This is a genomic window from Deltaproteobacteria bacterium CG11_big_fil_rev_8_21_14_0_20_42_23 (assembly GCA_002796345.1).
Classification (GTDB): Bacteria; UBA10199; UBA10199; order 2-02-FULL-44-16; family 2-02-FULL-44-16; genus 1-14-0-20-42-23.
The window spans coordinates 19,411-44,180 of the sequence record PCXC01000004.1 but is presented as its reverse complement, the minus strand read 5'-3'; the positions used below and the strand labels follow the sequence as shown (position 1 = coordinate 44,180).

The following is a 24,770-nucleotide window of genomic DNA, read 5'->3' as shown; positions in this document are numbered from 1 at the left end:
ATAAAAATATATCTTAGGGAACTAAGGAATTTAAATCTTTGGTCTAGACAGACAAGGCCACTTTAAAAAGGCTTGGGGCGAAGTGTAGATGAAAACATCTTTAGCATGATTCACAATGCAGCCAAAAAGCACAATGTGGAAGCAGCGCTTATAGCGGCTGTAATCCATGCTGAATCTCATTTTAATCCAAAAGCACAATCTGGAGTGGGGGCAAAAGGGCTGATGCAGATCAATGCGCCCACGCAACGTCATCTCGGCATCGTAAACATTTGGGATGCGCGTGAAAATGTAAACGGTGGAGCTAAATACTTGAAAGAATTGCTCAAATCTTTCGATGGCCGTATAGAGCTTGCCCTTGCAGCCTATAATGCAGGGCCTGGAAATGTGCGCAAATATAAAGGCGTGCCGCCTTTTGCCGAAACGCAAGGCTACGTGCGCAAGGTGATGAAGTTATACCACAGCTATAAAAGCTAGGTTTTTCAGCCTATTAGCTAAAAATGATAAAAGAATAAGATCAAGGACTAGGTTTTTGAAGGCTCTTTTGGTATCATAAAAAGAAACAAAAAATCACTGAAACGGGGGCTTCCATGAGCGGCAAAAAAACAAATAATGCATCCATTCTTCGACCATCCTATGCAGCTTTGGGCGATAAAAAATCTTGGGTGAATCCATTCAAAAGTAAAGAAACAGATACCACTCAAGGCAAAGTAAGCTTGAAGGGGATGGGACTCATGGTAGGGATGAAAATTAAGTTCTAAATGTCGCGCTCCATAAATTTCCTGATACGGCGTCACTGCTCCTCAAGCATCCTCGACGTACAACACACACAGTACGCCTCCGGTGCTTTCGTCACACTTCCTTGTCTCAGAAAATTTCTGGAGCGCTCTCTGAGCTGTCCAGTGCTTTTTCAAAAAAAACCTCAGTTTGAACTGAGGCTTTTTTTATTGAGGATGAAAATGTTGTTACATGTTCCCGACAATAGCATCTCCAAACGCTGAACAGGAAAGTTTTGTGGCGCCTTCCATTTGACGCTCCAGATCGTAGGTGACTTTCTTTTGAGAAATAGTTTTTTCAAGTGCAGAAATGACAAGATCTGCTGCTTCTTGCCATCCCAAATATTCCAGCATCATGTTTCCTGACAACAAAAGAGAAGATGGATTTGCGCGATCATGGCCAGCATGCTTTGGAGCTGTACCGTGTGTTGCTTCAAACAGCGCCACTTCGTCGCCAATGTTTGCACCTGGCGCAAGACCAAGGCCGCCCACTTGCGCTGCACAAGCATCAGAGAGGTAATCGCCATTTAAGTTTGATGAAGCAAGCACATGATGTTCTTCTGGACGGAGCAGAAGCTCTTGGAACATGGCATCTGCGATGCGATCTTTAATGACCACTTTTCCTTTTGGAGCTTTTCCATCGTGCTTTTCCCACACTTCTTTTTCGGTGATAATGAAATCGGCAAATTTTTCTTTGGCAATTTCGTAGCCCCATTCGCAGAAAGCACCTTCGGTGAATTTCATAATATTCCCTTTATGAACAAGGGTGACGCTTTCACATTTGTGTTTCACGGCATGAGCAACTGCCATTTCCACGAGGCGTTTGCTGCCAAATGGGCTCATGGGTTTTATGCCAATGCCAGAAAGTTCTCTAATGTTGGCTCCCATTTCGTTTACCAGAAAATTGCGCACTTTTTCAGCTTCTGGGGTTCCACTTTTCCACTCAATGCCAGCGTAAATATCTTCTGTGTTTTCCCTGAAAATAGTAACGTTCAACGCACCAGGGTTTTTTACGGGGCTTGGTACTCCAGAAAAATGGCGAACGGGACGCACGCATGCGTAAAGGTCTAACACTTGGCGCAAGGTTACGTTTAGGCTTCTAATGCCTCCACCAATTGGAGTTGTAAGTGGGCCTTTTATGGCAACATGGTGTTTTTTGATGGCGTCGAAAGTGGCTTGGGGAAGCCATTCTCCGCAAGCCTTTTGAGCACGTTCTCCGGCAAAAATTTCTTTCCAGACAATTTTTTTCTCGCCGTTGTAAGCTTTTTTCACAGCAGCATCAAGCACCTTCAGCGTAACAGGTGTAATATCTTCGCCAATGCCATCGCCGGTGATAAAGGGGATAATAGGGTTATTGGGGATGCAAAGTTTTCCGTTGTTATCTTTGGAAATAAGGGTTCCAGTGCTCATACGTTACTCCTTGGTAAGGGTTAGTGCGGCCGTTCATAATCTTCGAGGATAGGCTTGTCAATTGGATCCGGTGGAGAAAATGAGTTTTTTTCTTCCATTTTTGGAAAAGATAAGGCAGCACTTTGTGCACGATTTCAAAAAACCTAAAAGGCAGGCCAGATCTGTCTTTGCCGCTCTTTAAGGAATAACATGATAAAAAAAATATTTCTTCTTTTGACCCCATTTTTTCTCATTCAATTTTTTTTCTCGCCTTCCGCAGAAGCAAAGCTAAGCCTTGAGCAACGCTTGGCTGATGCAAATGATCTGATTCATTTATTCGAGCAGCGATATGCACCGTTTCCCTGGAAAGAAAATACCCTTGGGCTCTCAGCTGTCACTATGGCCGATAGACTGCTTCAAGAGGCAAGAGATGCAAACTCGGATGAAGATCTCTATGAGGCTTTTATCCATTACATGAGCACCCTTCAAGATGCGCATGTTTCATGGTCACTTCCCAGCACTCGAATTGTGCGGCTTCCGCTGCAAATGGAATATTATCCGCAAAAGCTTTTTATTACTGAGATCAATCGTGATCTGTTGCCAAAAGAGCATTTTCCATTTGAAGAGGGTGATGAAGTGCTTTCAGTGGATGGAGTTCCAGCTTTAGAGGCTTTGGAAAATTTGGAGCGATATGTTCATCTTGGAAATAAACTGGCTACGCTTAAAATTGCAGCTTTGTTTTTGAGTGTTCGCCCGCAGTCAATTTTTCCTTTTCTTTCCGAAAACCCCGTAGAGCTTGAAGTGTATTCTCCACAACGGCGAGCCAAGCAAAAGTTTTTGCTGCCTTGGAAAGTTGAAGGGTATACGCTTGCAGAACAAACCATTCCCTCTCGGGATGATTTTCAGAAGCAAAGTTTTGCACTTGCTTCTTTGCTTCCTGAATCAGCGAATCCTTATCGCAAAGAATCATTTTTTCCCCTTTGGGACAGCTTTGTAGAACGTAAAAAACTTCCATTTCAAACGGGCATTTTTACGCAAGATGGAATGAGCATTGGCTACCTTCGCCTTGATACGTGGAAAATTGAAAGGAGGGATAGGGCTGAAAAAGCTTTGGCTGCTCTTGCTCACGAGCTGCAATATCTTTCTTTACACACCGATGCTTTAGTTTTGGACCAGACCAATAATCCGGGAGGAAACACTTGTTTTGTGGAACGCGCGGCAGGGCTTTTTTTGCAGGAGCCTGCACCCTCAATGTTGTTTTCTTTGCGCGCTACCAGAACTTGGCTTCAGGATTTTGAATCTGATCTTATCAGCCTTGAACAAAGCGATGATAAAGAACTCGATGAGCTCAAAGCATTATTTCGTATTTACACCAAGACGATTAGAGCAGCGCTGAAAGACGGAGCTTTTCTTACCAATGCCATGCCTTTGTGTAATCCCTACGGAGAAATTTTGCCGTACCTCGATAGAGAAACGGGTGAGCAGCTCACTTATAACAAACCGGTTGTCCTTTTGGTGAATGAACTTTCCTGCTCGGGTGGTGATATGTTTCCAGCACTTTTGCAAGATGCCGGCAGAGTGAAAGTATTTGGCGAGAATACCATGGGGTGCGGTGGCAATGTGGTGGAGGAACAGCAATTTGGTTTTTCAGAACTCACGGTTCGTTACACGGCTTCACTTATGGTGCGGCCGAAAGCCGTGCAACTTCCCAGTGGGAACATGGCGCGCTACATTGAAAATGTGGGAGTTATTCCCGACATTCCATATCATCTTGGTGCGGAAGATTATCAGGAAGAATTTAAGTCTTATAAAGATGCGATTGTGGAAGCAGTGAAGCAAGAGCTGAAAAAATAACGAAGTTCTGCTTTTTCGTGAAACTTTTTGTGCACACAAAATGTGGATAAGTGTGTGTATAAAACCCATGTGCTTGGCTTCGAGTGTATACGAAATGCTTCTTTCTCCGGAATGCACAAAAATTAATCAAAATAAAATGATATAAAATAAAAGCTTACGAATTTATAGGTTGTATTTTTTTTAAATTTTCGTTCTCTTCTTTTTATCCGAACTTTTCCACAGAAGTGGGGCAGAATTTTTTTTCACATTTGCAGTCTTTGAAAAGGCTGATAAGAGAACTGAACTATTGAGGCAACGAAAGAGGCGTTATGGGGAATATTCGCGTTCTAGAGAGAAGTGTGATCGAAAGAATTGCCGCTGGTGAAGTGATAGAGCGCCCGGCATCGGTGTTGAAAGAGCTGATTGAAAATGCCTTAGATGCAGCTGCCGATGTGATTACAGTAGAAGTTAGCGAAGGCGGAAAAAAGTGTATCCGTGTTACCGACAATGGTTGCGGCATGGATGCCGAAGATGCAAAGCTTTCAATCATTCGACATGCCACCAGCAAAATCAAGTCTGACAACGATTTGTGGAGCATTGCTTCTTTTGGTTTTCGGGGCGAAGCCTTGGCTGCGGCTAGTGCAGTGTCGAAGTTTAGCATAGAGACGAAACTTGCTTCAGGCAAAAGTGACGGCATCAAAATAGTAGCCATGGGTGGCGAAATAGTTGAGCAAGGACACTTTGGATGTCCCGCGGGAACTAGTGTTGTGGTGGAAGATTTGTTTTATAACGTTCCAGCGCGGCTTAAGTTTTTAAAATCGGATCACATTGAATTCAACCACATTGTCGAAGTGTTTCAGCAGGCAGCTTTATCTCATCCTTCAAAACGTTTTGAACTTCTTCGCGATGGAAAACAGTACATGGTCTTTCCCGTTCGGCCAGATCCCAAAGGCAGAATTGCAGATGTCTTCGGCCAGAAAATAAAAGAAGAAGCTCTCTTTACGGTGGAAGAACATGCCGACGATTACTCACTGCAAGGTTTTGTGGCGCATGAAGATTACTCAAAAGCGCAGGCAAAATATGCTTCACTCTTTGTGAATGGGAGAGCAATAAAAGACAAAAGTTTACTTCATGCCTTTTCATCGGCTTATGGGGAAAGGCTTGCGCATGGACGTTATCCTTTGGGGGTTTTGTTTTTGGAACTTGATCCCAGTTTAGTCGACGTAAATGTGCATCCACAAAAACGCGAAGTAAGATTTTCTGAACCATCACTTGTATATGATTTTATAAAATCAAGCGTTCGGAAAGCGTTGTCATTTAAGCCTCAGGAAGAATTTCAGTTTTCTGCTGCTCATGTTTCTCCTCTCAATACACGTGACGAAACAGAGAGAAGCTATGAAAAGAAAACCGTTGCTCACGTTGAAAAGCGAAATGTGTTTTCGTCTCCAATTTTTTCCCAAAAGGAAAAGGTGTATCCCCTTGCTGAAGCAAATTCGTTTGAGCCCCTTCAACAGCAGATGCATCACGATGCCTCGTTGGAACTTCCACTTCCCGGTGGAAATGTGCTTTCCGATGTGGATGTGCTGGGTCAGTTCGATCGCACGTATGTGATTTGCGAAGCCAGTGGAAGCAGGTTGGTGCTCATCGATCAACACGCCGCGCACGAACGCATCGGCTTCGATCTCTTCAAACAGCAATATGAAGCTTCTCGCATTGAGCAACAACAGCTCCTGTTGCCGGAAACCCTTGAGCTGGGCTTGGAAGAAGCCAGCACACTTTTGGAACACTTGCATCTCTTCCCGCGTTTGGGATTTGAGATCGAACCTTTTGGTGAGCGCAGTTTTGTGATTAAGGCATATCCTTCTTTGCTGAAAGTTTCTTCGCTGCCAAGTTTGCTGGAGCAAATCGTGCATGACTTGTCCCAGTTTGGCCAAAGCGCAGCGCTAGAGCAAAGCCTGGATAGGCTTTTTGCTACTATGGCATGTCATCGTCAAATTCGAGGTGGCGATCAGCTTTCGTCGCTCGAGATGCAAGATTTGCTTCGTCAAATTAAAGAGGGCAACGTGACGCACTGTCCTCATGGCAGGCCCATATTAATTGTATTCGAAAAAAATGAAATTGAACGTCGCTTCAAACGGGTTTAGGAAAACGTGAAAAAACTAGTTCTCTTTTTAGGTGCAACCGCAAGCGGGAAAAGTAGTCTGGCTCATGCTTTGGCGCCTTTCTTTGATGCTGAAATTATTTCAGCAGACTCCCAGCAAGTGTATGAAGGAATGGATATTGGCACGGCGAAACTAACGCAAGCTGAACGCAGCGAAGTTCCTTATCACCTTATCGATCTTCTTCCTCCAGACAAGCCGTTTGATCTTGGCCAGTTTTTGCAACATGCCGAAAAAGCAATAGCTGATATTTGGCAACGGAAAAAAAATGTTTTTGTCGTTGGAGGAACTGGTTTGTATATTCGCTCCCTTTTGTATGGTGTTTCGCCACTGCCTCAACGGGATGAGGTTTTTCGGGAACACTTAGCCAAGCTTCAAGCTGAAAAGGGAAAACAGTTTTTGCATGATGAGCTTTTCGAACAAGATCCCGCGTTTGCAAAAAAAGTGCATCCACATCATTCCAGTCGCATCATGCGCGCACTTGAATTGCTTCACCTCACCGGAAAAAAACCAAGCGACTTGCTTCTTTTAGAGCAAGAGCATGAGCGATATCCATCCTTCAAAATTGGACTGAAACTTGAGCGCGATGTGCTTTACGAAAGAATTAATACACGAGTTGATGAAATGATGAATGCAGGTTTTTTAGAGGAAGTGAAAAATTTGCTTCGCCAGCATTCGCCCCATTTGCAAGCATTTCATGCCGTTGGCTACAAAGAAATGATTGCTCATCTTCAAGGTGAAAAAAGTTTGGACGAAGCTGTTTCTGAGATGAAACAAAATACGCGCAAGTATGCAAAGCGTCAGCTGACGTGGCTTCGAAAAGAAAAAAATGTGCATTGGTATCATCCGAATGAGAAAGAAAAGATTCGCAAAGATCTTGAACTTGCAATCACTCCCTAAAACTTATAGCAGCTGTTTCAACAAGGAGACATTATGAGTGAAATTCGTGAAATCAAAGCCCTTGAAGTTTTAGATTCAAGGGGAAATCCCACGCTTGAAGTTGAAGTGATCACTTCAAAAAGCAAAGGCAGAGCTTCTGTGCCATCGGGTGCTTCTACTGGTATTCACGAAGCTTGCGAACTTCGGGATGGTGATAAAAAACGTTACGGCGGAAAAGGTGTGAGCAAAGCGGTGTCACATGTTAACACGGTGATTGCCGATGCCTTGAAGGGGAAATCAGTTTTTGATCAAACAGCTCACGATAAACTCATGTGCGAAATTGACGGCACGGAAAATAAAGAAAAGCTAGGAGCTAATGCCATTCTTGGAGTTTCATTGGCGCTTGCTCACGCTGCAAGTGAAACAAAGCACATTCCGCTGTATCGCTACATTGCTGAATTAGCGGGCGTTGAGAAACCAAATATATTACCTGTTCCCATGATGAATATCCTCAATGGTGGAGAGCATGCCGATAATAATGTGGACATTCAAGAGTGGATGATCATGCCAGTAGGTGCCAACTCTTTTTCGGAAGCCTTGCGTATGGGCGCTGAAATTTTTCACACCTTAAAAAAAGTGTTGAAGGCAAAAAAGTTTTCAACTTCAGTTGGCGATGAAGGTGGTTTTGCCCCAAACTTAGCTTCCAATCAAGAGGCTGCAGCCCTTGTGGTGCAAGCCGTTGAAGAAGCTGGATACAAAGCTGGCAAAGATGTTGTGTTGGCCATTGATGCAGCGGCCTCTTCATTTTTCAAAGATGGAAAATATCACCTGCAAGCCGAAAATGCGGTGTGGTCAGCTGAACAGCTGTGCACTTGGTATGAAAAGTTGTGTTCAGCATTTCCACTGTTTTCACTTGAAGATGGACTCGCTGAAGATGCGTGGGAAGACTGGAAGCACTTAACGAAAAAACTTGGAAAACGTTGTCAGTTGGTAGGCGATGACCTTTTTGTGACCAACACCAACAGATTGCAAAAGGGAATTCTTGAGAAAGCTGCCAATGCTATTTTGATCAAGCCAAATCAAATTGGAACGCTCACCGAAACTTTAGCCTGCATTCGCATGGCGAAAGAAGCTGGGTTTGCTACCATTATTTCGCATCGCTCTGGTGAAACAGAAGATGCAACCATCGCAGATATTGCTGTGGCAACATCTGCGGGTCAGATAAAAACTGGAAGCCTTTGCCGAACCGATCGCATTGCAAAATACAATCAACTGCTTCGCATAGAAGCCCATTTGGGAACCGCCGCTTGCTACGAAGGCAAAAGCTTGATTCGCACATGAAGACAACGTCCGGCATTCGTTTGACTGAATTTCATCCAGAAGATCTTGATGACGTGATGCAGATTGAGCAAACGCTGTTTACACTTCCTTGGTCCAGACAATCATACGAAGAGCTTTCTAGTCTCGATGCCTTGCACATTGTAGTTGCTAAAAAAGCTGATGATTTGCTTGCCTATATGGTCTTTCAAGAAATTGAAGATGAGATCGAACTCCACAATATTGGCGTTCGTGTGGACAAGCAGCGGCAAGGAATAGGCGCTTTGTTGATGGAAGAGCTTCTTCGCAGGGCAAGGCAACATCAGGTCCAGCATATTTATCTTTTGGTAAGGGCTTCCAACCTTCAAGCCATCCGTTTATACGAAAAATACCACTTTAAAGGCGTGGGATATCGCCGATCTTACTATTCTGATAATCAAGAAGATGCACTTGTGATGCGCCATTCCCTTTTTGAGACGATCTCAAATTGACTTCCGCTCTTTTTTATGCGACAGTGCCGACGGCCTGAAAACATGAATCTTTCATTTCTTTGGAGGGGTGTTTATGTCAACTCAGATTCGGTCTTCTTTTGGAAGCAGTATCACTCTTCGAGAACGCATTGTAGACGCCATCAGAACTTCAATCATAAAAGGGGATATGCGTCCTGGCGAAAGGGTTTCCGAACCTGCGCTTGCCGAACGTTTTGGCATCAGCAGAACGCCTATTCGCGAGGCTTTGAGGCAACTTGGTTCTGAAGGTTTTCTCACCGTCATTCCCAGGCGAGGAGCAAGGGTTTCAACCATTACCGAAAAAGACGTAGTAGAATTTTACGACGTGCGTGCTCTTTTGGAAGGCTATGCTGCAAGGCTAGCTACTCCGCGCATTAGTGCTACAGAGCTTGATCAAATGTTAGCGTGCAACGAAGAGATGGAAAAGTATCATCATGCTGGCGACCTTCAAGGAAATTTGCGCGTTCATCGCGCCTTTCACGAGATTATTAACAAAGCATCAGGAAATGAGCAGTTGCGCTCAATGATTTCCATTTTAGGAAACAAATTTCAGCGTTTCAGCATTCATATTGCATTATCAGGAAAAAATCAGGAAGCCTTTGCACAGCACAGAGATATCGTGCAAGCCATGAGAATTCGTGATGCCGACGCTGCCGAAGCTTTAGTTCGCGCAAACGCTTTGCTTGGAAAAGGATTGATGATTAAAGAGGTGAACGCAGAATCATAAGTGAAAGGAGCGTGTCTTCAAGAACCAACGCCAAAGTGCTCTTCTTCAAACCGCCGTTCTCGTTTTAAACCGCAGTTTTCTTCCCGTTCATATTACTTCTGTAAAACGTGCCTTTATTATGTTGTATGGTGGTATTGCACGCGCCGTTGATGGCAATTATCAAACCTTTGATTTTTTCTCATGGCAGCAATCAGGTGTTTCTTCCGAACTCATTGGCCTGGTGAATAGGTCTGTTGCGGTTCCGCGGGTGATACTACTTCAAACGTTTGACAAACTTCCCATGAGAAATATGAAGTTTTCTCGCAATAATATTTTTCTTCGAGACAACTTTACGTGTCAGTATTGCTATCACACATTTCCCAGGGCCGAGCTCAACTTCGACCACGTCATACCACGTTCGAGGGGAGGAAAAACCAGTTGGGAAAACGTGGTCACCAGCTGTTATGCCTGCAATCACAAAAAAGGAGATTTTCTTCCTTTTGAAGCAGGAATGCCATTGTTGAAGAAGCCTAAAAGGCCAAACGCAGTTCCCTTTTTAACAGGACTCAAAATGCAAAGCCTCTATGAACAGTGGAATCCATTTTTAAGACTGCATTTGTGAATCTAGTGATTCAAAAACGAAATGCAGTGGTACTGATGTTCCAATTCAAAATCTTTTGCGGAAAACTTTGCGGGAGTGCACTTTTGAGGCCTTCATCTCTTTAACAGCCATAAGCAAAACGATGAAGGCCGAAATGTTGGACGATTTTCCCGCGGCGCTTGAGCGGGAAAATTGGAGCGAAGCAAAGTTTTCCGCAAAATATTTCCAACTCAACATCAATTCCCGGAATAACCCTTGATGTCTCTTCTTCGACATCGTAAGCCTGCAGCTTATGAAGCATCAACAAGAAGAAAAAATTCAACTCAAAGTAGATGGGGTGTCGGCCGGAAAACGGCTTGATGTCTTTCTTTCCGAGAAGGTGCAAAATTATTCTCGCTCATCGGTAAAGCGGCTTTTTGAAAAAAAACTTATTTCCTCTCCTCACACTTCAAAGCTAAAGCCCTCCCTTATTGTGGAAGAGGGAATGCTGTTTTCCCTTACGCTTCCGGAACCTGAAACCATAGATGTTATTCCAGAACATATTCACTTGGATGTGCTGTATGAAGATGCTGATATTATTGTGTTGAACAAACAGGCGGGCATTGTGGTTCATCCGGCAAAAGGCAATGCGAAGGGAACGCTGGTTAATGCCTTGCTTGCACACTGCAAAGACCTTTCTGGCATTGGCGGAGAACTCAAACCAGGCATTGTGCATCGCCTCGACAAGGGAACAAGTGGAGTGATGGTTGCAGCCAAAAATGATCTTGCGCATCAATCACTTGCTACGCAATTTTCTTCACGAAGTCTCAGCAAAACCTACTTGGCATTTGTCTATGGAAAGTTCAAAGACGAAAGCGGAAGTTTTTCCACAGCCATTGGGAGATCGCAAAGAGATAGAAAAAAATATTCGCAACATACTTTAAAGCCAAAAGAAGCATTGACCGCATGGAAAGTGCTGGAGCGGTTTTCCTGTGGGGTGACACTTGTAGAGGTTGCGCTTCACACGGGAAGAACACATCAAATTCGAGTGCATTTTTCGGAAGCAGGTTTTCCTTTGGTAGGAGACATTACTTATGGCGGAGAAAAACAAGTGAACCGCATCCAATTAAAGCAGCTTAAACTTTATCTTTCCAAACTTCAGCGGCCGGCGTTGCATTCTTTCAGGATGAATTTTTCTCATCCTCGTACGCACGATGAACTTTCATTTGAGGCACCGTTGCCAAACGATTTGCAAGAGCTTTTAGACGTTTTGAGAAAAAGTGAGCCAACTCTTTCATGAAAAATGAATGCATCTATCAATCAGCTTTGTTGAAAGAAAAAAAAGAAATTGTTCATGGATTTGGTAATGCTGATCTTTTGATTTCTGATAAAACATTTTCTTCATTTTTTATTCCACACACGAAGCAAATTCACTCTGACATTATTGTTTCTCTTGATGAGCAGAAATCAGAAATGTATACGGCAGATGCTTTTGTGAGCACGGAAAAAAATGTTTTATGTTTCGTGAGAACGGCAGATTGTGTTCCCATTTTACTTTATGATTCAAAGCAAAATCATGTGGCAGCTGTTCATGCGGGTTGGAGAGGAACAGAGCAAGAAATTCTGAAGAAAACGGTAATGTATTTGCAAAAAAACTACAAAACCAAACCTCAAGATCTTTTGGCAGTAATTGGTCCGTGCATTTGTAAAACACATTACGAAGTGGGCAGTGAACTTGCGTCGCGTTTTTCTGAAACAGGAACGCATTTAGATTTGGCTCAGATAAATAAACAACAGCTTTTGCATGCAGGCGTTGGCGAAAATAATATTGATGTAGTGCACATATGCACGTTTGAAGATGAGAGGCTTGCTTCCTACAGAAAAAACAAAACGGAAAAAAGGCAAGTGAGCTTTATTGCGCGGCTTCGTTAGATTCGCCATTGGAGAGGCGCTCAAGATTCAGCTTTTCGGCCAAATCGTTATTCAATTCTTCTTCTGTGAATTCAATTGGAGATGATTTTTTAAGCATTTTCTTTTTGGGCTTTGGAATTTTTTCTGCTTTCACTTCTTCTTGTCTTTTTGCTTCATTCGCTTCGGTAAGCGTGTTGAAATCGATTATGTTTGCCTTAGGTAAATCTTCCGCGGCTTTTTCTTCGCTTGTTTCATCTTTGGACACTTTATTTTCAAGGATTGTTTTGAGAGTTTCTTCAACTTTTGTTTGTGGAGTTGCTTCATGCGCTTTTTCAGGCGCAAGCTGTTCTTCCACAGGATCTGCTTCGTTCTTTAAGGGGAGTTGTTTTGGAGATGAAAGAAGAACGGCTCGCATAAAAGTGAGAAGGAGAAGAAAGACAAAAACAGCGAAAAAATTTCTGCCAAAGGTTTTTTTTGGTGCGTTTGGGTACAAGTCTTTATGAGGCAATTTGATTTCGCCTGCTGGAGTTTCTACTTTTTCCACATGAGTGGCTTCGTCGTGCAGATTGTCTTCGTGTTGTTCCATGCAGTTTGCTCCACACTTGGCTTTGGCGCGCAAGTGCGGCCAGTGCTAGCATTGCTGCCATTCATTGTCAAAAGGGCATTGGTGTTTCGTGGTTCGAAATCGTACTTGCATCAACAATGATATTTTCATAGAGTGCCGCACTTTGCATATCAGCCTTTAAATGCATCAGAGAAGGAGTTTAAAGTATGTCTGAAATTTCAGTTCTCATTTTGGCCGCAGGCATGGGAACACGCATGAAATCCAGGTCTTCTAAAGTGATGCATCAGATTGCTGGCAGGCCGATGATTTCATATCCTCTTGATTTCGCAAAAGTTTTGAAATCAAAACGTGTCTTCAGTATTGTTTCTCCTGCTCAAAGTGATGTGAAGGAATACCTCAAAGAAAACAAACATACGTTTGTCATCCAGTCTAAACCTTTGGGAACAGCTCATGCCGTGTTGGCCGCAAAAAAAGCCTTGGAGGGGTTTAAAGGCTATGTGCTCATTTTGAGTGGCGATGTTCCACTTTTAAAACAGGAAACCATTCTCAACTTTGTGAAGCGCGTACAAGAAAAAAAGGCGACATTGGGCCTTATTACCATGCAGCTTCAAGATGCAAAACAATATGGAAGAGTTATCAGAGACCTAGACGCCAGAGTTATCAAGGTGAAAGAGGCAAAAAACGCAACAGAAGCAGAGTTGCAAATTACGGAAGCAAACGCAGGTGTCTATTGTGTGAAAGCAGAATTTCTTTTTAAAAGCCTCAAAAAAATAAAAGCCGATACACTTACGCACGAATATTATCTCCCCGAAATTATTCCTCAGGCAGTGAAAGAAAATCATTCCATTTTTACTTTTGTTTCTTCAGACGAAACAGAATTTTTAGGAGTGAACAATCGTGTCGATTTAGCTTACGCTGAAAAATTGATGAGAAAAAGAATTAACACAACTCACATGTTAAACGGAGTTACGTTTGTTGACCCTGAAAATACTTATGTGGATGCAGATGTAAAAATTGGTGAAGACAGCATCATTTTTCCTGGAGCTCATTTGCAAGGAGCAAGTAGTGTGGGTTCTTCTTGTGTGATTGAACATTCGGTGGTGTTGAAAAATGCAACACTTTCCAATTCAGTTTGTGTGAAGTCAATGAGTTCCATTGAAGAAAGTAAAGTGGCGGAAGGTGCTGTGGTGGGGCCATTTGCACGCATTCGACCTGGAACAAGTATTGGAGAAAAGGTAAAAATTGGAAATTTTGTAGAGATAAAAAAATCTGTTTTGAAAAAAGGCGCTAAAGTTTCTCATCTCACGTATCTTGGTGATAGCGTCATCGGTGCAGATGCAAACATTGGTTGTGGTACCATTACGTGCAATTATGATGGCAATCAAAAACACAAAACCATAATTGGTGACAGGGCTTTTGTTGGCAGCGATGTGCAGTTCATTGCTCCCGTAAGCATTGGGGCTGGCAGTACTATTGGAGCAGGTTCAACCATTACCAAAAATGTTCCGCCAAATGTTTTGGCACTTTCTCGCGCTGAACAAGTTATCATCAAGTCTTGGCAGCCAAAATGGAAACGAAAGAAAAAGAAATAGGATATTTTTATGTGTGGAATTATTGGTTGTGTTGGTGATCAAAATATTTCTCGTGTTATCGTGGAAGGGCTTCGTCGTCTTGAGTATAGAGGATATGACTCTGCGGGCATTGCTATTATTCATGATCAAAAAATTGAACTTCGTCGTGCCATGGGAAAACTTTCACAGCTTGAAACTTTACTACAAGAAAAACCACTCTCGGGCATAATTGGAATCGGCCACACAAGATGGGCCACTCATGGAAAACCTTCCGAAATTAATGCCCATCCGCATAGGTCGGGTGGAATTGTTTTGGTCCACAATGGAATTATTGAAAATTATAATCAGCTTCGCGCAATGCTTATTGAACGCGGCCATATTTTTGAATCTGAAACAGACACTGAAGTAGCGTGCCATCTTATTGATTATTATTTTCAAACGGAAGGCGACATGCTGTTAGCGCTTAGAAAAGCTTTGAGTGACATCAAAGGAAATTATGCCTTTGTAATTATGCACGAAAGTGAACCAGACAGACTCTATCTGGCGAAACACGGCTCACCACTTGTGCTTGGAGCCAATGCACAGATGGGCCTTGTCGCATCTGATATTCCCGCGTTGCTCTCGTATACCAACGAAGTTATTTTTCTCGAAGATCACGATCTTGCTGTTATTGAACAAAAGAAAACCACCATTTATTCGGCTGATGGAAAAGAAGTTTCTCGGCCCACGAAACACATTCCATGGACACCATTCATGGCAGAACGTGGCGGGTACAAACATTTTATGCTCAAAGAAATTCACGAGCAACCGCAAGTGATTGAGGATGCTTTCACCGGAAGGATTAGTCTTTCAGAAGGAAAAGTAACCCTCGATGAGCTTCAAGAAGTGTGTGGCAACAATGAATTTCCTTTTGATGAAATTACCATCGTGGCGTGCGGCACTTCTTATCATGCTGGCGTGATTGGAAAATACCTTATCGAAAGCCTTGCAAAAGTGAGAGTGAGCGTAGAGCTTGCCAGCGAGTTTCGATATCGCGAGCCTGTTTTGAGTGGCCGCACGCTTTTGCTTCCTATTTCTCAGTCCGGTGAAACAGCAGATACTTTGGCTGCGATTAAAAAACTTAAACTTGAGAGCAAGATTACCATCCTAAGCATCTGCAATGTGGTTGGCAGTGCTATCCCACGTTTAAGCGATGCAACACTTTATAACCATGCAGGTCCTGAAATTGGAGTGGCTTCCACAAAAGCTTTTACCACTCAGCTTATTTTGTTGTATTTGCTTGCACTAGATATTTCGTTTCGGCGAAAAACAATGAGCGATGCTGAAATATCACATTCGCTTCAAGAACTGCTCACCGTTCCCAGGGAAATTGATTCCATTTTAATGGATGTGGCACCAAGTATTCAGGAGCTTGCAAAAAAGTATGCTGCTTCTGAACATATTTTTTATTTGGGACGAGGTATTCATTTTCCTTCAGCTTTGGAAGGTGCCTTGAAGCTTAAAGAGATTTCTTACATTCACGCAGAAGGTTATGCCGCAGGAGAATTGAAGCATGGCCCTATAGCCCTTATTGATAAAGGTGTTCCCGTCATCGCCATTTGTTTGCAAGATCAAGTGCATGAAAAAATGCTTTCTAATGTAGAAGAAGTAAAAGCAAGAGGAGCAAAAGTGTTGATGCTTGCTACAGAAGGTGATGTGGCTTCAGCTGCCATGGCTGAAAATAGTCTCTTTCTTCCAGCATCTTCTTGGTGCGTGTCGCCACTTTTTGTTTCTGTTGCATTACAGCTTTTTGCTTATTATGTGGCAGACCACAAAGGTACCGATGTTGACCAACCCAGAAATTTAGCCAAAAGCGTAACCGTTGAATAAGGTTTTCGCGAAATGATATTACTATGTTAAATCACGCACAGAATAAAGCTGTAGAAATTTCCGATGGGCCACTATTGATTTTGGCGGGCCCAGGTTCAGGCAAGACGAAAACGCTTGTACATAGAATCTCGCGGCTCATTTCCGAAAACATTGCCTTTCCGTCTCACATCTTGGCTTTAACGTTTACCAACAAAGCGGCAGCCGAGTTGAGAAAGCGATGTGAAGAACTCATCGGTTTTAAGGCAAGAGAAGTAACTGCGGGGACCTTTCACTCTACCTGTTTAAAACTTTTACGAAAGCATGCAGAGTATCTTGGCTATTCTTCAAACTTTGTTATTTATGACGACTCCGATCAACTTACCTTGCTCAAAGAATGTCTAGCGCAGCTGAACCTCGATCAAAATCGTTTGCCACCACGTTCAGTGTTAGACCGCATTTCCCGAGCGAAGGATGCCTGCCTTTCTCCAGAAGCATTTGAGAAAGAGGGCCTTCAGAATCCATACCTCAGAAAAATTTCACAGATTTACCACTTGTATCAAAAACGTCTTACCGAATTGCAAGCCATGGATTTTGGAGATCTCATTCGTCTCACGGTTTGGCTTTTTGAAACGCAACCAGCACTTTGTGAAGCGTATCAAGAACGGTGGCGTTATCTCTTGGTGGATGAATATCAAGATACCAACAATGCGCAGTACAAATTGCTTCGCTTGCTTTCACAAAAGTATAAAAATATTTGTGTTGTTGGAGATGATGATCAGTCTATTTACAAATGGAGAGGTGCTGATGTTTCCAACATTCTGCGCTTCGAAAAAGATTTTGCTGGCGCGCAAGTGGTAAAATTGGAGCAAAATTATCGTTCAACCGCATCTATCATTGCAGCCGCAGAAGCAGTGGTGTCAAGGAATGCAGGGCGGAAGTCAAAATCACTCTGGACTGAAAATGAACAAGGAAAAAAAGTGGTCATTTCTTCTTTTGCTTCAGATCGTGAAGAAGCAAAAAGTGTAGCGAGGCATATTAAGCAGTATATTCAAGAAGGAAAAAGCTACAAAGAGGTGGCATGTTTTTATCGCACCAATGCTCAATCAAGATCTTTTGAAGAAGCTTTTCGTGAACATGGTATTCCTTATAAAATTTATGGTGGTATGAAGTTTTATGCTCGCGCAGAAGTGAAAGACATTCTTGCCTACTTACGCCTTTTGCAAGATTCTCGTGATGATATCGCCTTCAAGCGCATTCTTAATGTACCCGCGCGTGGAATTGGAAAAACAAGTTTAGAAAAACTGGAGTTGTTTTCACAAGAAAATGCGCTTTCCCTTTTTGATGCGCTTCAGCCGTTTAGTGAAAGTGGTTTCACAAAAGGTGGCCTCACCAAAAAAATACAAGACTTCCATGCTTTGCTTTCTCTGCTTCGGGATGAAGCAAAAAATCTTTCACTGAAGGATCTTGTGCATCAAGTTTTGGAAAAAACAGCATATGTTGAATCGCTTGCAAGTCTTGGCACTATTGAAGCTGAAGCAAAGCTTGAAAATATCAACGAACTTGTAAGTGCTATTGAAGAATTTCGTCCACTTGAAGCTGAAAATGCATTGGCAGAATTTTTAGACCAAGTTGCGCTTGTTTCCGAAGCTGACAAAATTGACGATGACATGGGCGCTGTAACCCTCATGACACTTCACTTAGCGAAGGGCCTTGAATATCCACTAGTTTACTTGGTGGGTATGGAGGAAGGTCTTTTCCCACATGCACGTTCGCTTGATGACCCCGAAGAGTTGGAAGAAGAGCGCCGGCTTTGCTATGTAGGTATGACACGCGCGATGCAAGAGCTGCACTTAACGCACGCGTTTCGTCGTCGCGTGTTTGGAAAAGAAAAATACAGCATTCCTTCTCGTTTTCTTGAAGAGATTCCAGCCGAACTCAGTGAGAGACGAAGTGCAAAAGCGTCAACACCAGCTTCTCGCTTGCGAGACTTAAATCAGCTTTCGCACACAGCTGGCCACTATGCTGTTGTGGAAGAAAGTGCTGTTGATGTCAGCAATGACTTTGATTACGACTTCGATCAAACGCCAAACTATGAGCAGCAAAAACTTTTTCCAAAAGGAAGAAAAGTACAACACCCAAGTTTTGGCTCCGGTATTATTACCCAATCTGAAAAATCAAATGCAGGCCACAAAGTAACCGTGAAATTTCAAAGTGGAATGGTGAAACGCCTCATTGCAGAATTTGCTGGCCTCGTTCCGCTATAACTTCCAACGCGTCACTTGTGGATAGATTTCATCTTCGGTGAACGAATCCTCGGGTGCTGAGGCGTAGACGTTTTTTCCGTAGAGGAGCCGTGAGATAAATTGCGCGATTTCTGAAACGTTGATGAACGGCTGTTGCAAAAAGTGAAAATGGCTATCCGAAAGATGATAGCGCGAAAAATCCGTTTTGTAGCTGGTGGTGAAAATCACTTCGATAGCTGGATTTTTTGCCTTCGCCAAACGCGAGAGTTCGAAGCCGTGCTTATCTTTGAGGTTTACTTCGCTGATAAGAAGATCGTAGCGTTCGTCTTTAAGTAAATGCTGAGCTTCTTCAAAACTACACGTAACATGATGAACGTGTTCACCTGTTTCCTTCAGGCATCGCTCCCAAAATCTCGTTTTCGCTGAATCTTCTTCTACCAGCAATATCTTTTTTTCCTGAACCTTTGGCACATCTACCTCCACCCCTGTTGGCCCCAAGGTGATAGGCTACAAGCCTTATGCCAAGAACTGCTTGAAAGATGTTTCGTAAACGTCTGAATTGTAAGGTGAAAATGAAGTGGAAAAAATCGAGAAGTAGAAAAAGGGGTGAAACTTACCTTTTAAACGAGTAAAAACTACCTCAAATGTGCGCTTTTATTTTTTTCTCATCAGCTTTAAGGCCATGAGTGTGCGTAGGTGTTGAAAGGTGGTATGGGAGATGAAAGGCTTTTGTTTTGACTTTGTTTTTGGTGGAGAGATTTCGATGATCAGTTTTGAATCTTGTTTTGTGTGTTTTGCTTTATGCGTGAAGTGAGATTTTTTTCCTCCAAGCGCAGCTTGAAGCCACGCCGTTTTTTTGGAGCCCCGTAAAACAAAGTGAGTGTACTTCATTTCCTTGGAGAGCTCTTGCAATACCAGCAAACTCAGTGAAGATGCTTTAATTGTTTTTCCTTTGCGGTACAAAAAATCATTTTCAAATCTTGTGTGTGGGAAACTTACAGATTCTTCTAAAAAGAGAGCTTCAAAATCGAGAAGTTTCATGAGATGCGGAAGGTGTTTTTCTTTTTTCTTCGGGAGATGAAAGGGAATAAACGTAAATTTTTTGGGAGAAGTGAAAAATACTTTTTGCGTAAGCTGATGAAAATTATGTGAAGCAGCATTTTTTCTTGAGGCAACTCCAATTAAAGTACCAAGATCAAGTTCACAAGCCATGTTTTTGCCTTGCCTCATCAATGTCTGCAGCAATCTGTTCTTTGAGAGCAGCAGGAGATTCAAATTTGATTTGATCTCGAAGACGTTCGAGAAAATCGATTTGGATAAATTTTCCCAAAATATTTTCGTTGTGTTTCAAAAAATGGGTTTCAATAGAAAACGGCGAACCTGGGAAAGTAGGGTTCCAGCCGACACTTGAAATGCTGGGAGCCTCTTTGAGGTGATAGCTTCTGTGAAGTGGTTTTGTGTTTTCTAAAATGGAAGTGCGCGTAAGATAAACGCCATTTTTTGGAACAAGTTTATTTTCGGTTTCAATATTTGCCGTGTGAGCACCAAGCGAACCGCCCATCCCACGGCCTTTAATGACCGTGCCTTCAATTTGGTAAGGGTGCCCAAGCAATTCATTTGCCCTTGAAATATTTCCAGCGGCCACCAAAGTTCTGATGTGGGAAGAGCTGATGAGTGTTTTGTCTTGAAACTGTGCTTCAACCACAACAAGCTTTATGTTTTGTTCGGTGCACATTCTTTTTAGGCTTTCAATATTTCCTGTGCGGTGTTTTCCGAACGTAAAATCGTATCCCACAATAAGGGTGTTTGGATGAAGTTTATCAAGAATGATTTCACGAAAAAAAGCTTCGGGACTTAATTCTGAAAAGGCTGCATTGAATTTTTCGATAATGAGAAACGAAAGGTGAAACTGAGAAAGAAAATCAATTTTTTGATCTAGAGTTTGAATAAGCACTGGAGCTGCGTCACGAGAAAGAACTTGCGCAGGATGAGGAAAAAAAGTGTAAAGACAAGCGTTTCCTTTTTGTGTCGCAGCGATTTCTAAGGTTTTTTGGAGCAAAATCTGATGCCCACTATGAACGCCATCAAAATTTCCCATGCACACGATGGGAGACAAAACTGAATCTGGAAAAGCTTGAGAGCCGTACACCACTTCCATTAGGAATCACTTCTCCTTATCACGATGGTTTCGCGGCTGACAAGATCGTCGTAGTCACGCGCGCCAATGGTGATTTTGTTGTTTCCTTTTTCCAGGGGAAGAGAAAGTGAAAACGGAAGTTCTTTTGTTAGCTTTTCAGCAGGAAAATAAGCCATCTTTTTTTCTTGAACAAAAACAAAATAATCTTTTATGTTTTTGTCGTCTTTTATCACGCCTTCCAACTGCCACTTTGCTCCCACATTTTTAGAATCAGTATTTTTTTGGGATAAGAAAATTTGCGGTCCACGAAGCTGTTGGCCTGGAGCTGGTGACAGGTGGCCATTTGCGAGGTGGAGGCTAATGGTTTTTTCAAGAGCAACGACATGTTCGGAATCATAGAGGAGAAAATCGAGTTGCACGTCTTTTTCAGTAAATTCTGGTTCGAGATAGAAAACAAAATCAACCGTTTTAGATTCTTTTGGCTTTAAGGTTCCCAACACAGCTCGGCCTTTTTTCAAAAACACTGAATCTCCACTTTCGTTGCTAAGCGTGGCGATGGTGTCTTTTCCAGAGTTTCCTTTTCCGGTATTTTCAACGGAAACTTCGAGGTGAAGAGGTTTTTTGTTACCTAAATTTTTCTGACCCTCTTCTTTAAAGTTGAAGCTAATGCCAAACTCGGGAGTATCCTTAGAACGAATAGGAATGAGGAGCATTTTTTCTTTTTCGGTTTTCATTTCGGTGTGATCGCTCTGAAAGCTAAGGGTCATGGGGAGTTCCTGAGCAGGGACACCATCTGGAATGTCGATGGAAACGCTTTGGCTTTTTGTCTCGCTCGGATTTATTTTTCCAAACACAAATTCACGATTGTTGAGGAGTCCATGTTCCGAAGAACCCAGTGCAATAAAACGGTAGAGAGGAGTTTTGCCTTTGTTGGTCAAGCTTAACTTGAGTGTAGCTTTTTCGCCACCTGTGAGAGAGGCGACTTTCTTTTCATTTTGAAGCAATTCGTAAGAGGTGATGATATTTAATGTCGAAGTTTTCTCAGCTCCATTTTTTTTCTGACTCCAATCGATATCAAGTTCAGCAAGTTTTTTTGCTATTTCGGCAGTGTTTTTTTGAAGCGTTTCTTGGATAAAAGGCTTTGCATTTACCAAGCTTTTTGGCCTCACAAATGCGCCAGCTCTCAAGAGAAAATCGCGAGAAAAAGTTGCTGCAAAATCATCATCCAGATTTATTTTATTTGAATATGCTTTTTCGCTTAGTTCTTCTTCATCAAGATCTTCATCTTTTGTAATCATGGGAATTGTGTAGAGCGGTTTTTCGAGAGCGTCGTTTTTTTCTTCCAGATGTTGATCGAGTGATTCTTCACCAAAGAACTCATCTTTTACCAAATTCATATTCTTTTTGCTGATGATAGTGGGCACAAGTTCAATATCAGGGATGAGTCCACGGAGCTGAATGGGAAGAGTACCTGCCGCCAAGTATTGAGCAATGGTGAGTTTTAGCGCTTCGTCTTCACCAAAGTTGAAGACCGTTTGTACCGAACCTTTTCCAAAGGTTCTTTCGCCCACCACGACAGCGCGGTTATTTGCCTTGAGTGCACCCGAAACAATTTCGGCAGCCGAAGCAGAGCCTTCATTGACAATAACCACAAGAGGATAAGGTGGCTCGGTGCCAACTGCTTGTGCTTGGTTTTCTTCCAACAGTTTACCCCTTGCTGCTACAGTTGAGACAATGGTGCCAGAAGAAAGAAAGAGGTCGCACATTTCAATGGCCTGCTGCAAAAGTCCGCCAGGATTATTGCGAAGGTCCAAAATAAGGCCTTCAAAGTGAGTGCTTTTTTTCTGAAAATCTTTCAGGGCAAGTTTGAGATCGTGTGTGGTGTTTTCTTGAAAGCTTTTTACCTTGATGTAGCCAATGTCCTTATCTTGGACCGAAAGCAGGCTAGACTGAATGCTGTCAATTTTAATGAGCTCGCGTTTCAGTATTTTTGCAAATGTTTGAGCTTTGTTTTTTCGCATAAGCAGCAAACTTACTTTGCTGCCAATTCTTCCACGCAATCTGTTCACGGCGTCGGTGAGTGACATATTAATAGTGGAGACGCCATCAATTTCGTGAATGCTATCGCCAGATTTTATGCCAGCGCGAAAGGCAGGGCTGCCTTCAAGCGGTGAGATGACAGTAAGATTTCCATCTCTGATGCCGATAACAAAACCAAGTCCACCAAATTCGCCTTTTGTGCCAACACGGAATTCCTTAAAAATTTTGGGCGTCAAAAACGAGCTGTGAGGATCAAGTGGCTCCAGCATTCCGTTGAGCATTACATAGAGGATGTCACTTTTTTCGAGTTTTCCATCATAATTGACCGCAACAAAAAGATAGATGTCGTCTAAAACTTTTGCCAAATGGCTCAGGTCTTTGATGGCCTCTGATTTTGAAAAACTTTTCTTTGCCATTCCCACATTTACATCCAGAGATTTGCCATTTGTTTTTACGAGCACTTCGGGAATGTAGAGTTCAAGTTTTTCAAGCGATTTTTCAAGCATGTGTTCGGCTTTTACTCGGTCCGAATCCACATAATGCAGCTCAATGGCCTTTGCGGTGTTAAAAAAGAGGGCGTGTGAGGACGTTTTGCTGGCGTTTCCCTTCAGCGGAAAAAGAAGAGCGTAGAAGACCCCTAAAAAAAGCAGCAAAAAGGAGAGTGAACGGAAGCCGAAAAACGATTTTTTATATGATTTCATAGTCGAGGGATGATAGTCGTCAATGCACTGGAATTCAAGACCTTTTCAGCGGCTTCCTTCAAACTTCATTTTTTTCTTTTCAATTTCATTTTGGATACATGATATGTTTCAAGTTCTTGGAGCCAAAAAGATAATCTTTTCTTGAAGAAAATCTTGTAACTACCTTAAAATATTGTTATAATATCCTCACTACAAACCGGGGGATTTCACTTGCTACAATTTTTCACAAGCTCTTCTTCGCTAGGAATGTTTTGGGTGCTTGGTGCGGTGAGTTTGCTTGGGCTTGTGATTTTTGTTCTAAAAATGATTCTCAACTGGTCTTCTGTCTCACGTTTTTTCCAACGGTTTTTTCACCAGCAAGCAAAACTCGATGTTTCTTCCACCGTAAAAGATTTACTTACCAGATTGAGTGAACTTTCAGACCCTCGAGACGTGTATTCCTTCATGGTGAATTACGCCACCGAAACCTTGGGAGTTTTGGGCTGTTCACTTTTGCTCTGTGATGAAAAGGGTGCGTGGTACATCAAAACGCAGCACAACTTAAAACCGTTGCAGTTTAACTTAGATGATATCCGTAATTTTGTTTCATTGATTAGCAAGAGGAAAAATTTGCTTACCAAAAAAGAGCTGATGACGGATGATGATTGGCGTGCCTGTCGTTGCGAGGCGCTTCGATATTTTGTGCAGCTTTCGTGTGAAGCATGCTTACCCCTTTATTCGCAGAAAAAAGTAATCGCGTTGTTAAATTTTGACTCGCCTCTTTCAGGAGAATTTACTGCAGAATGGTATGAGCTTATGCAAGTGATTGCGGTTCAATTTTCTCAATCACTGCAAAATACTTTTCTCTACGAAAAACTTGCTCGGCAAAATCAAGCTTTGAAGCAGGCCAATATTTTGAAAAATCAATTGCTCTCCAATGTTTCTCATGAACTTCGTACTCCACTCAATGCCATTATTGGTTTGTCCGAGATGATGATAGACGGAGCTGATGGCGAAATGACAGAAGAGCAAATTGCACATCTCTCGCTTATTCGCCAGTCGGGCATAAGGCTTTCGGACACGTTGAATGCGCTCTTCAATCTTTCGAAGCTTGAATCACATCAGCTAACCCTTGATATTCATCGTCTCGATTTGCATCAAATTGTTTCCGAAGTCATGCCCACGCTTTCACTTCGAAAGGGAATTGATCTCAGTATTCACCTCAATCCAAACACGCCAGGTGTCTACGGCGACCAAGAAAAAATTGCTCAAGTGTTTAAGCATCTCTTGGATAACGCGATGAAGTTCACCAAGCGAGGCTCTGTTTCGGTGGATGCGGCAAAGATTGGTGAGATGTTGCGCATTTCGGTAAAAGATACTGGGGTGGGCATTCCTCCAGAAAAAAGAAAAAAAATATTCGATGGTTTTGTGCAAGGTGATGGCAGTGAAACACGAGAATTTGCAGGCCTTGGTTTGGGGCTTACCATCACCAAAAAGATTGTGGAGTTACACGGTGGAAGACTTTGGGTTTCAAGCAAAGCAAACCGAGGTAGTGAATTTTCGTTTACCCTCCCGCTAAAGCCTGTAGGAGTAAGGCATCCCGAGCTTAGTGCCTAAGCTATCTATCTCT

General features: G+C 42.6%; 20 protein-coding genes. 14 read left to right on the top strand and 6 right to left on the bottom strand.

The genetic code is table 11. From position 1 onward, the window contains the following. Window positions 1-72 precede the first annotated feature (72 nt). Window positions 73-474 carry a hypothetical protein gene (locus COV43_00370; protein ID PIR26874.1) on the top strand — a complete coding sequence of 134 codons (402 nt, stop codon included), beginning with the start codon at window positions 73-75 and terminating at the stop codon, window positions 472-474. Window positions 475-962: 488 nt separating this feature from the next. On the opposite strand, the gene COV43_00365 is transcribed toward COV43_00370, so the two are convergent. After that, window positions 963-2,183, bottom strand: coding sequence for an isocitrate dehydrogenase (NADP(+)) (locus tag COV43_00365; GenBank protein ID PIR26873.1), 1,221 nt, complete (start codon window positions 2,181-2,183; stop codon window positions 963-965). 189 nt (window positions 2,184-2,372) lie between these two features. On the opposite strand from COV43_00365, the gene COV43_00360 reads away from it, so the two are divergent. The 9 genes from COV43_00360 to COV43_00320 all read left to right on the top strand — a co-directional run bounded on the left by COV43_00360 (window position 2,373) and on the right by COV43_00320 (window position 12,077). Continuing rightward, window positions 2,373-4,016: a hypothetical protein gene (locus tag COV43_00360; protein PIR26872.1), complete on the top strand. Its 1,644-nt coding sequence runs from the start codon at window positions 2,373-2,375 to the stop codon at window positions 4,014-4,016. Between the two features lie 308 nt (window positions 4,017-4,324). Further along, window positions 4,325-6,139 (top strand): hypothetical protein, encoded by a 1,815-nt coding sequence (locus COV43_00355; GenBank protein ID PIR26871.1) that lies wholly within the window; start codon window positions 4,325-4,327, stop codon window positions 6,137-6,139. Window positions 6,140-6,145: 6 nt separating this feature from the next. Beyond that, window positions 6,146-7,054 carry a tRNA (adenosine(37)-N6)-dimethylallyltransferase MiaA gene (locus tag COV43_00350; GenBank protein ID PIR26870.1) on the top strand — a complete coding sequence of 303 codons (909 nt, stop codon included), beginning with the start codon at window positions 6,146-6,148 and terminating at the stop codon, window positions 7,052-7,054. Window positions 7,055-7,087: 33 nt separating this feature from the next. Continuing rightward, window positions 7,088-8,374, top strand: a complete 1,287-nt coding sequence (locus COV43_00345) for a phosphopyruvate hydratase (GenBank protein ID PIR26869.1) — start codon at window positions 7,088-7,090, stop codon at window positions 8,372-8,374. Further along, on the top strand, window positions 8,371-8,841 hold the full coding sequence (gene rimI, locus COV43_00340) for a ribosomal-protein-alanine N-acetyltransferase (GenBank protein PIR26868.1): 471 nt from the start codon (window positions 8,371-8,373) through the stop codon (window positions 8,839-8,841). Before COV43_00345 ends, rimI begins: the two co-directional genes overlap by 4 nt. Before the next feature lie 73 nt (window positions 8,842-8,914). Further along, window positions 8,915-9,586, top strand: a complete 672-nt coding sequence (locus COV43_00335; protein PIR26867.1) for a GntR family transcriptional regulator — start codon at window positions 8,915-8,917, stop codon at window positions 9,584-9,586. Between the two features lie 118 nt (window positions 9,587-9,704). After that, window positions 9,705-10,187 carry an HNH endonuclease gene (locus tag COV43_00330; GenBank protein ID PIR26866.1) on the top strand — a complete coding sequence of 161 codons (483 nt, stop codon included), beginning with the start codon at window positions 9,705-9,707 and terminating at the stop codon, window positions 10,185-10,187. A gap of 271 nt (window positions 10,188-10,458) precedes the next feature. After that, complete coding sequence (locus COV43_00325) at window positions 10,459-11,445, top strand: RNA pseudouridine synthase (protein ID PIR26865.1); 987 nt, start codon at window positions 10,459-10,461, stop codon at window positions 11,443-11,445. After that, entirely contained in the window at window positions 11,442-12,077 is a 636-nt protein-coding gene (locus tag COV43_00320) for a hypothetical protein (protein ID PIR26864.1), read from the top strand. The genes COV43_00325 and COV43_00320 overlap by 4 nt, the downstream gene beginning before the upstream one ends. Here the strand turns inward: COV43_00320 and COV43_00315 are convergent. After that, on the bottom strand, window positions 12,058-12,642 hold the full coding sequence (locus tag COV43_00315) for a hypothetical protein (GenBank protein PIR26863.1): 585 nt from the start codon (window positions 12,640-12,642) through the stop codon (window positions 12,058-12,060). The two genes, COV43_00320 and COV43_00315, sit on opposite strands and share 20 nt — an antisense overlap. A 185-nt stretch (window positions 12,643-12,827) precedes the next feature. Here COV43_00315 and glmU point away from each other — a divergent pair, with 185 nt between their 5' ends. The 3 genes from glmU to COV43_00300 are packed head-to-tail and all read left to right on the top strand — an operon-like array spanning window position 12,828 to window position 18,304. Further along, on the top strand, window positions 12,828-14,213 hold the full coding sequence (glmU, locus tag COV43_00310; GenBank protein ID PIR26862.1) for a UDP-N-acetylglucosamine diphosphorylase/glucosamine-1-phosphate N-acetyltransferase: 1,386 nt from the start codon (window positions 12,828-12,830) through the stop codon (window positions 14,211-14,213). A 9-nt stretch (window positions 14,214-14,222) separates the two neighbouring features. Beyond that, window positions 14,223-16,061, top strand: a complete 1,839-nt coding sequence (glmS, locus tag COV43_00305; GenBank protein ID PIR26861.1) for a glutamine--fructose-6-phosphate transaminase (isomerizing) — start codon at window positions 14,223-14,225, stop codon at window positions 16,059-16,061. 23 nt (window positions 16,062-16,084) lie between these two features. Beyond that, window positions 16,085-18,304, top strand: a complete 2,220-nt coding sequence (locus COV43_00300) for an ATP-dependent DNA helicase PcrA (GenBank protein ID PIR26860.1) — start codon at window positions 16,085-16,087, stop codon at window positions 18,302-18,304. Here the strand turns inward: COV43_00300 and COV43_00295 are convergent. The 4 genes from COV43_00295 to COV43_00280 form a co-directional block, all read right to left on the bottom strand. Further along, window positions 18,299-18,787 (bottom strand): hypothetical protein, encoded by a 489-nt coding sequence (locus COV43_00295; GenBank protein PIR26859.1) that lies wholly within the window; start codon window positions 18,785-18,787, stop codon window positions 18,299-18,301. The two genes, COV43_00300 and COV43_00295, sit on opposite strands and share 6 nt — an antisense overlap. Window positions 18,788-18,937: 150 nt before the next feature. After that, window positions 18,938-19,495 carry a hypothetical protein gene (locus COV43_00290; protein PIR26858.1) on the bottom strand — a complete coding sequence of 186 codons (558 nt, stop codon included), beginning with the start codon at window positions 19,493-19,495 and terminating at the stop codon, window positions 18,938-18,940. Then, a complete protein-coding gene (locus COV43_00285; GenBank protein ID PIR26857.1) occupies window positions 19,485-20,441 on the bottom strand; it encodes a riboflavin biosynthesis protein RibF in 957 nt (318 codons plus the stop codon). The genes COV43_00290 and COV43_00285 overlap by 11 nt, the downstream gene beginning before the upstream one ends. Next, a complete protein-coding gene (locus tag COV43_00280) occupies window positions 20,441-23,161 on the bottom strand; it encodes a hypothetical protein (protein PIR26856.1) in 2,721 nt (906 codons plus the stop codon). The genes COV43_00285 and COV43_00280 overlap by 1 nt, the downstream gene beginning before the upstream one ends. 246 nt (window positions 23,162-23,407) lie before the next feature. Here COV43_00280 and COV43_00275 point away from each other — a divergent pair, with 246 nt between their 5' ends. Next, window positions 23,408-24,757 carry a hypothetical protein gene (locus tag COV43_00275; GenBank protein ID PIR26855.1) on the top strand — a complete coding sequence of 450 codons (1,350 nt, stop codon included), beginning with the start codon at window positions 23,408-23,410 and terminating at the stop codon, window positions 24,755-24,757. The last annotated feature ends 13 nt before the right edge of the window (window positions 24,758-24,770 follow it).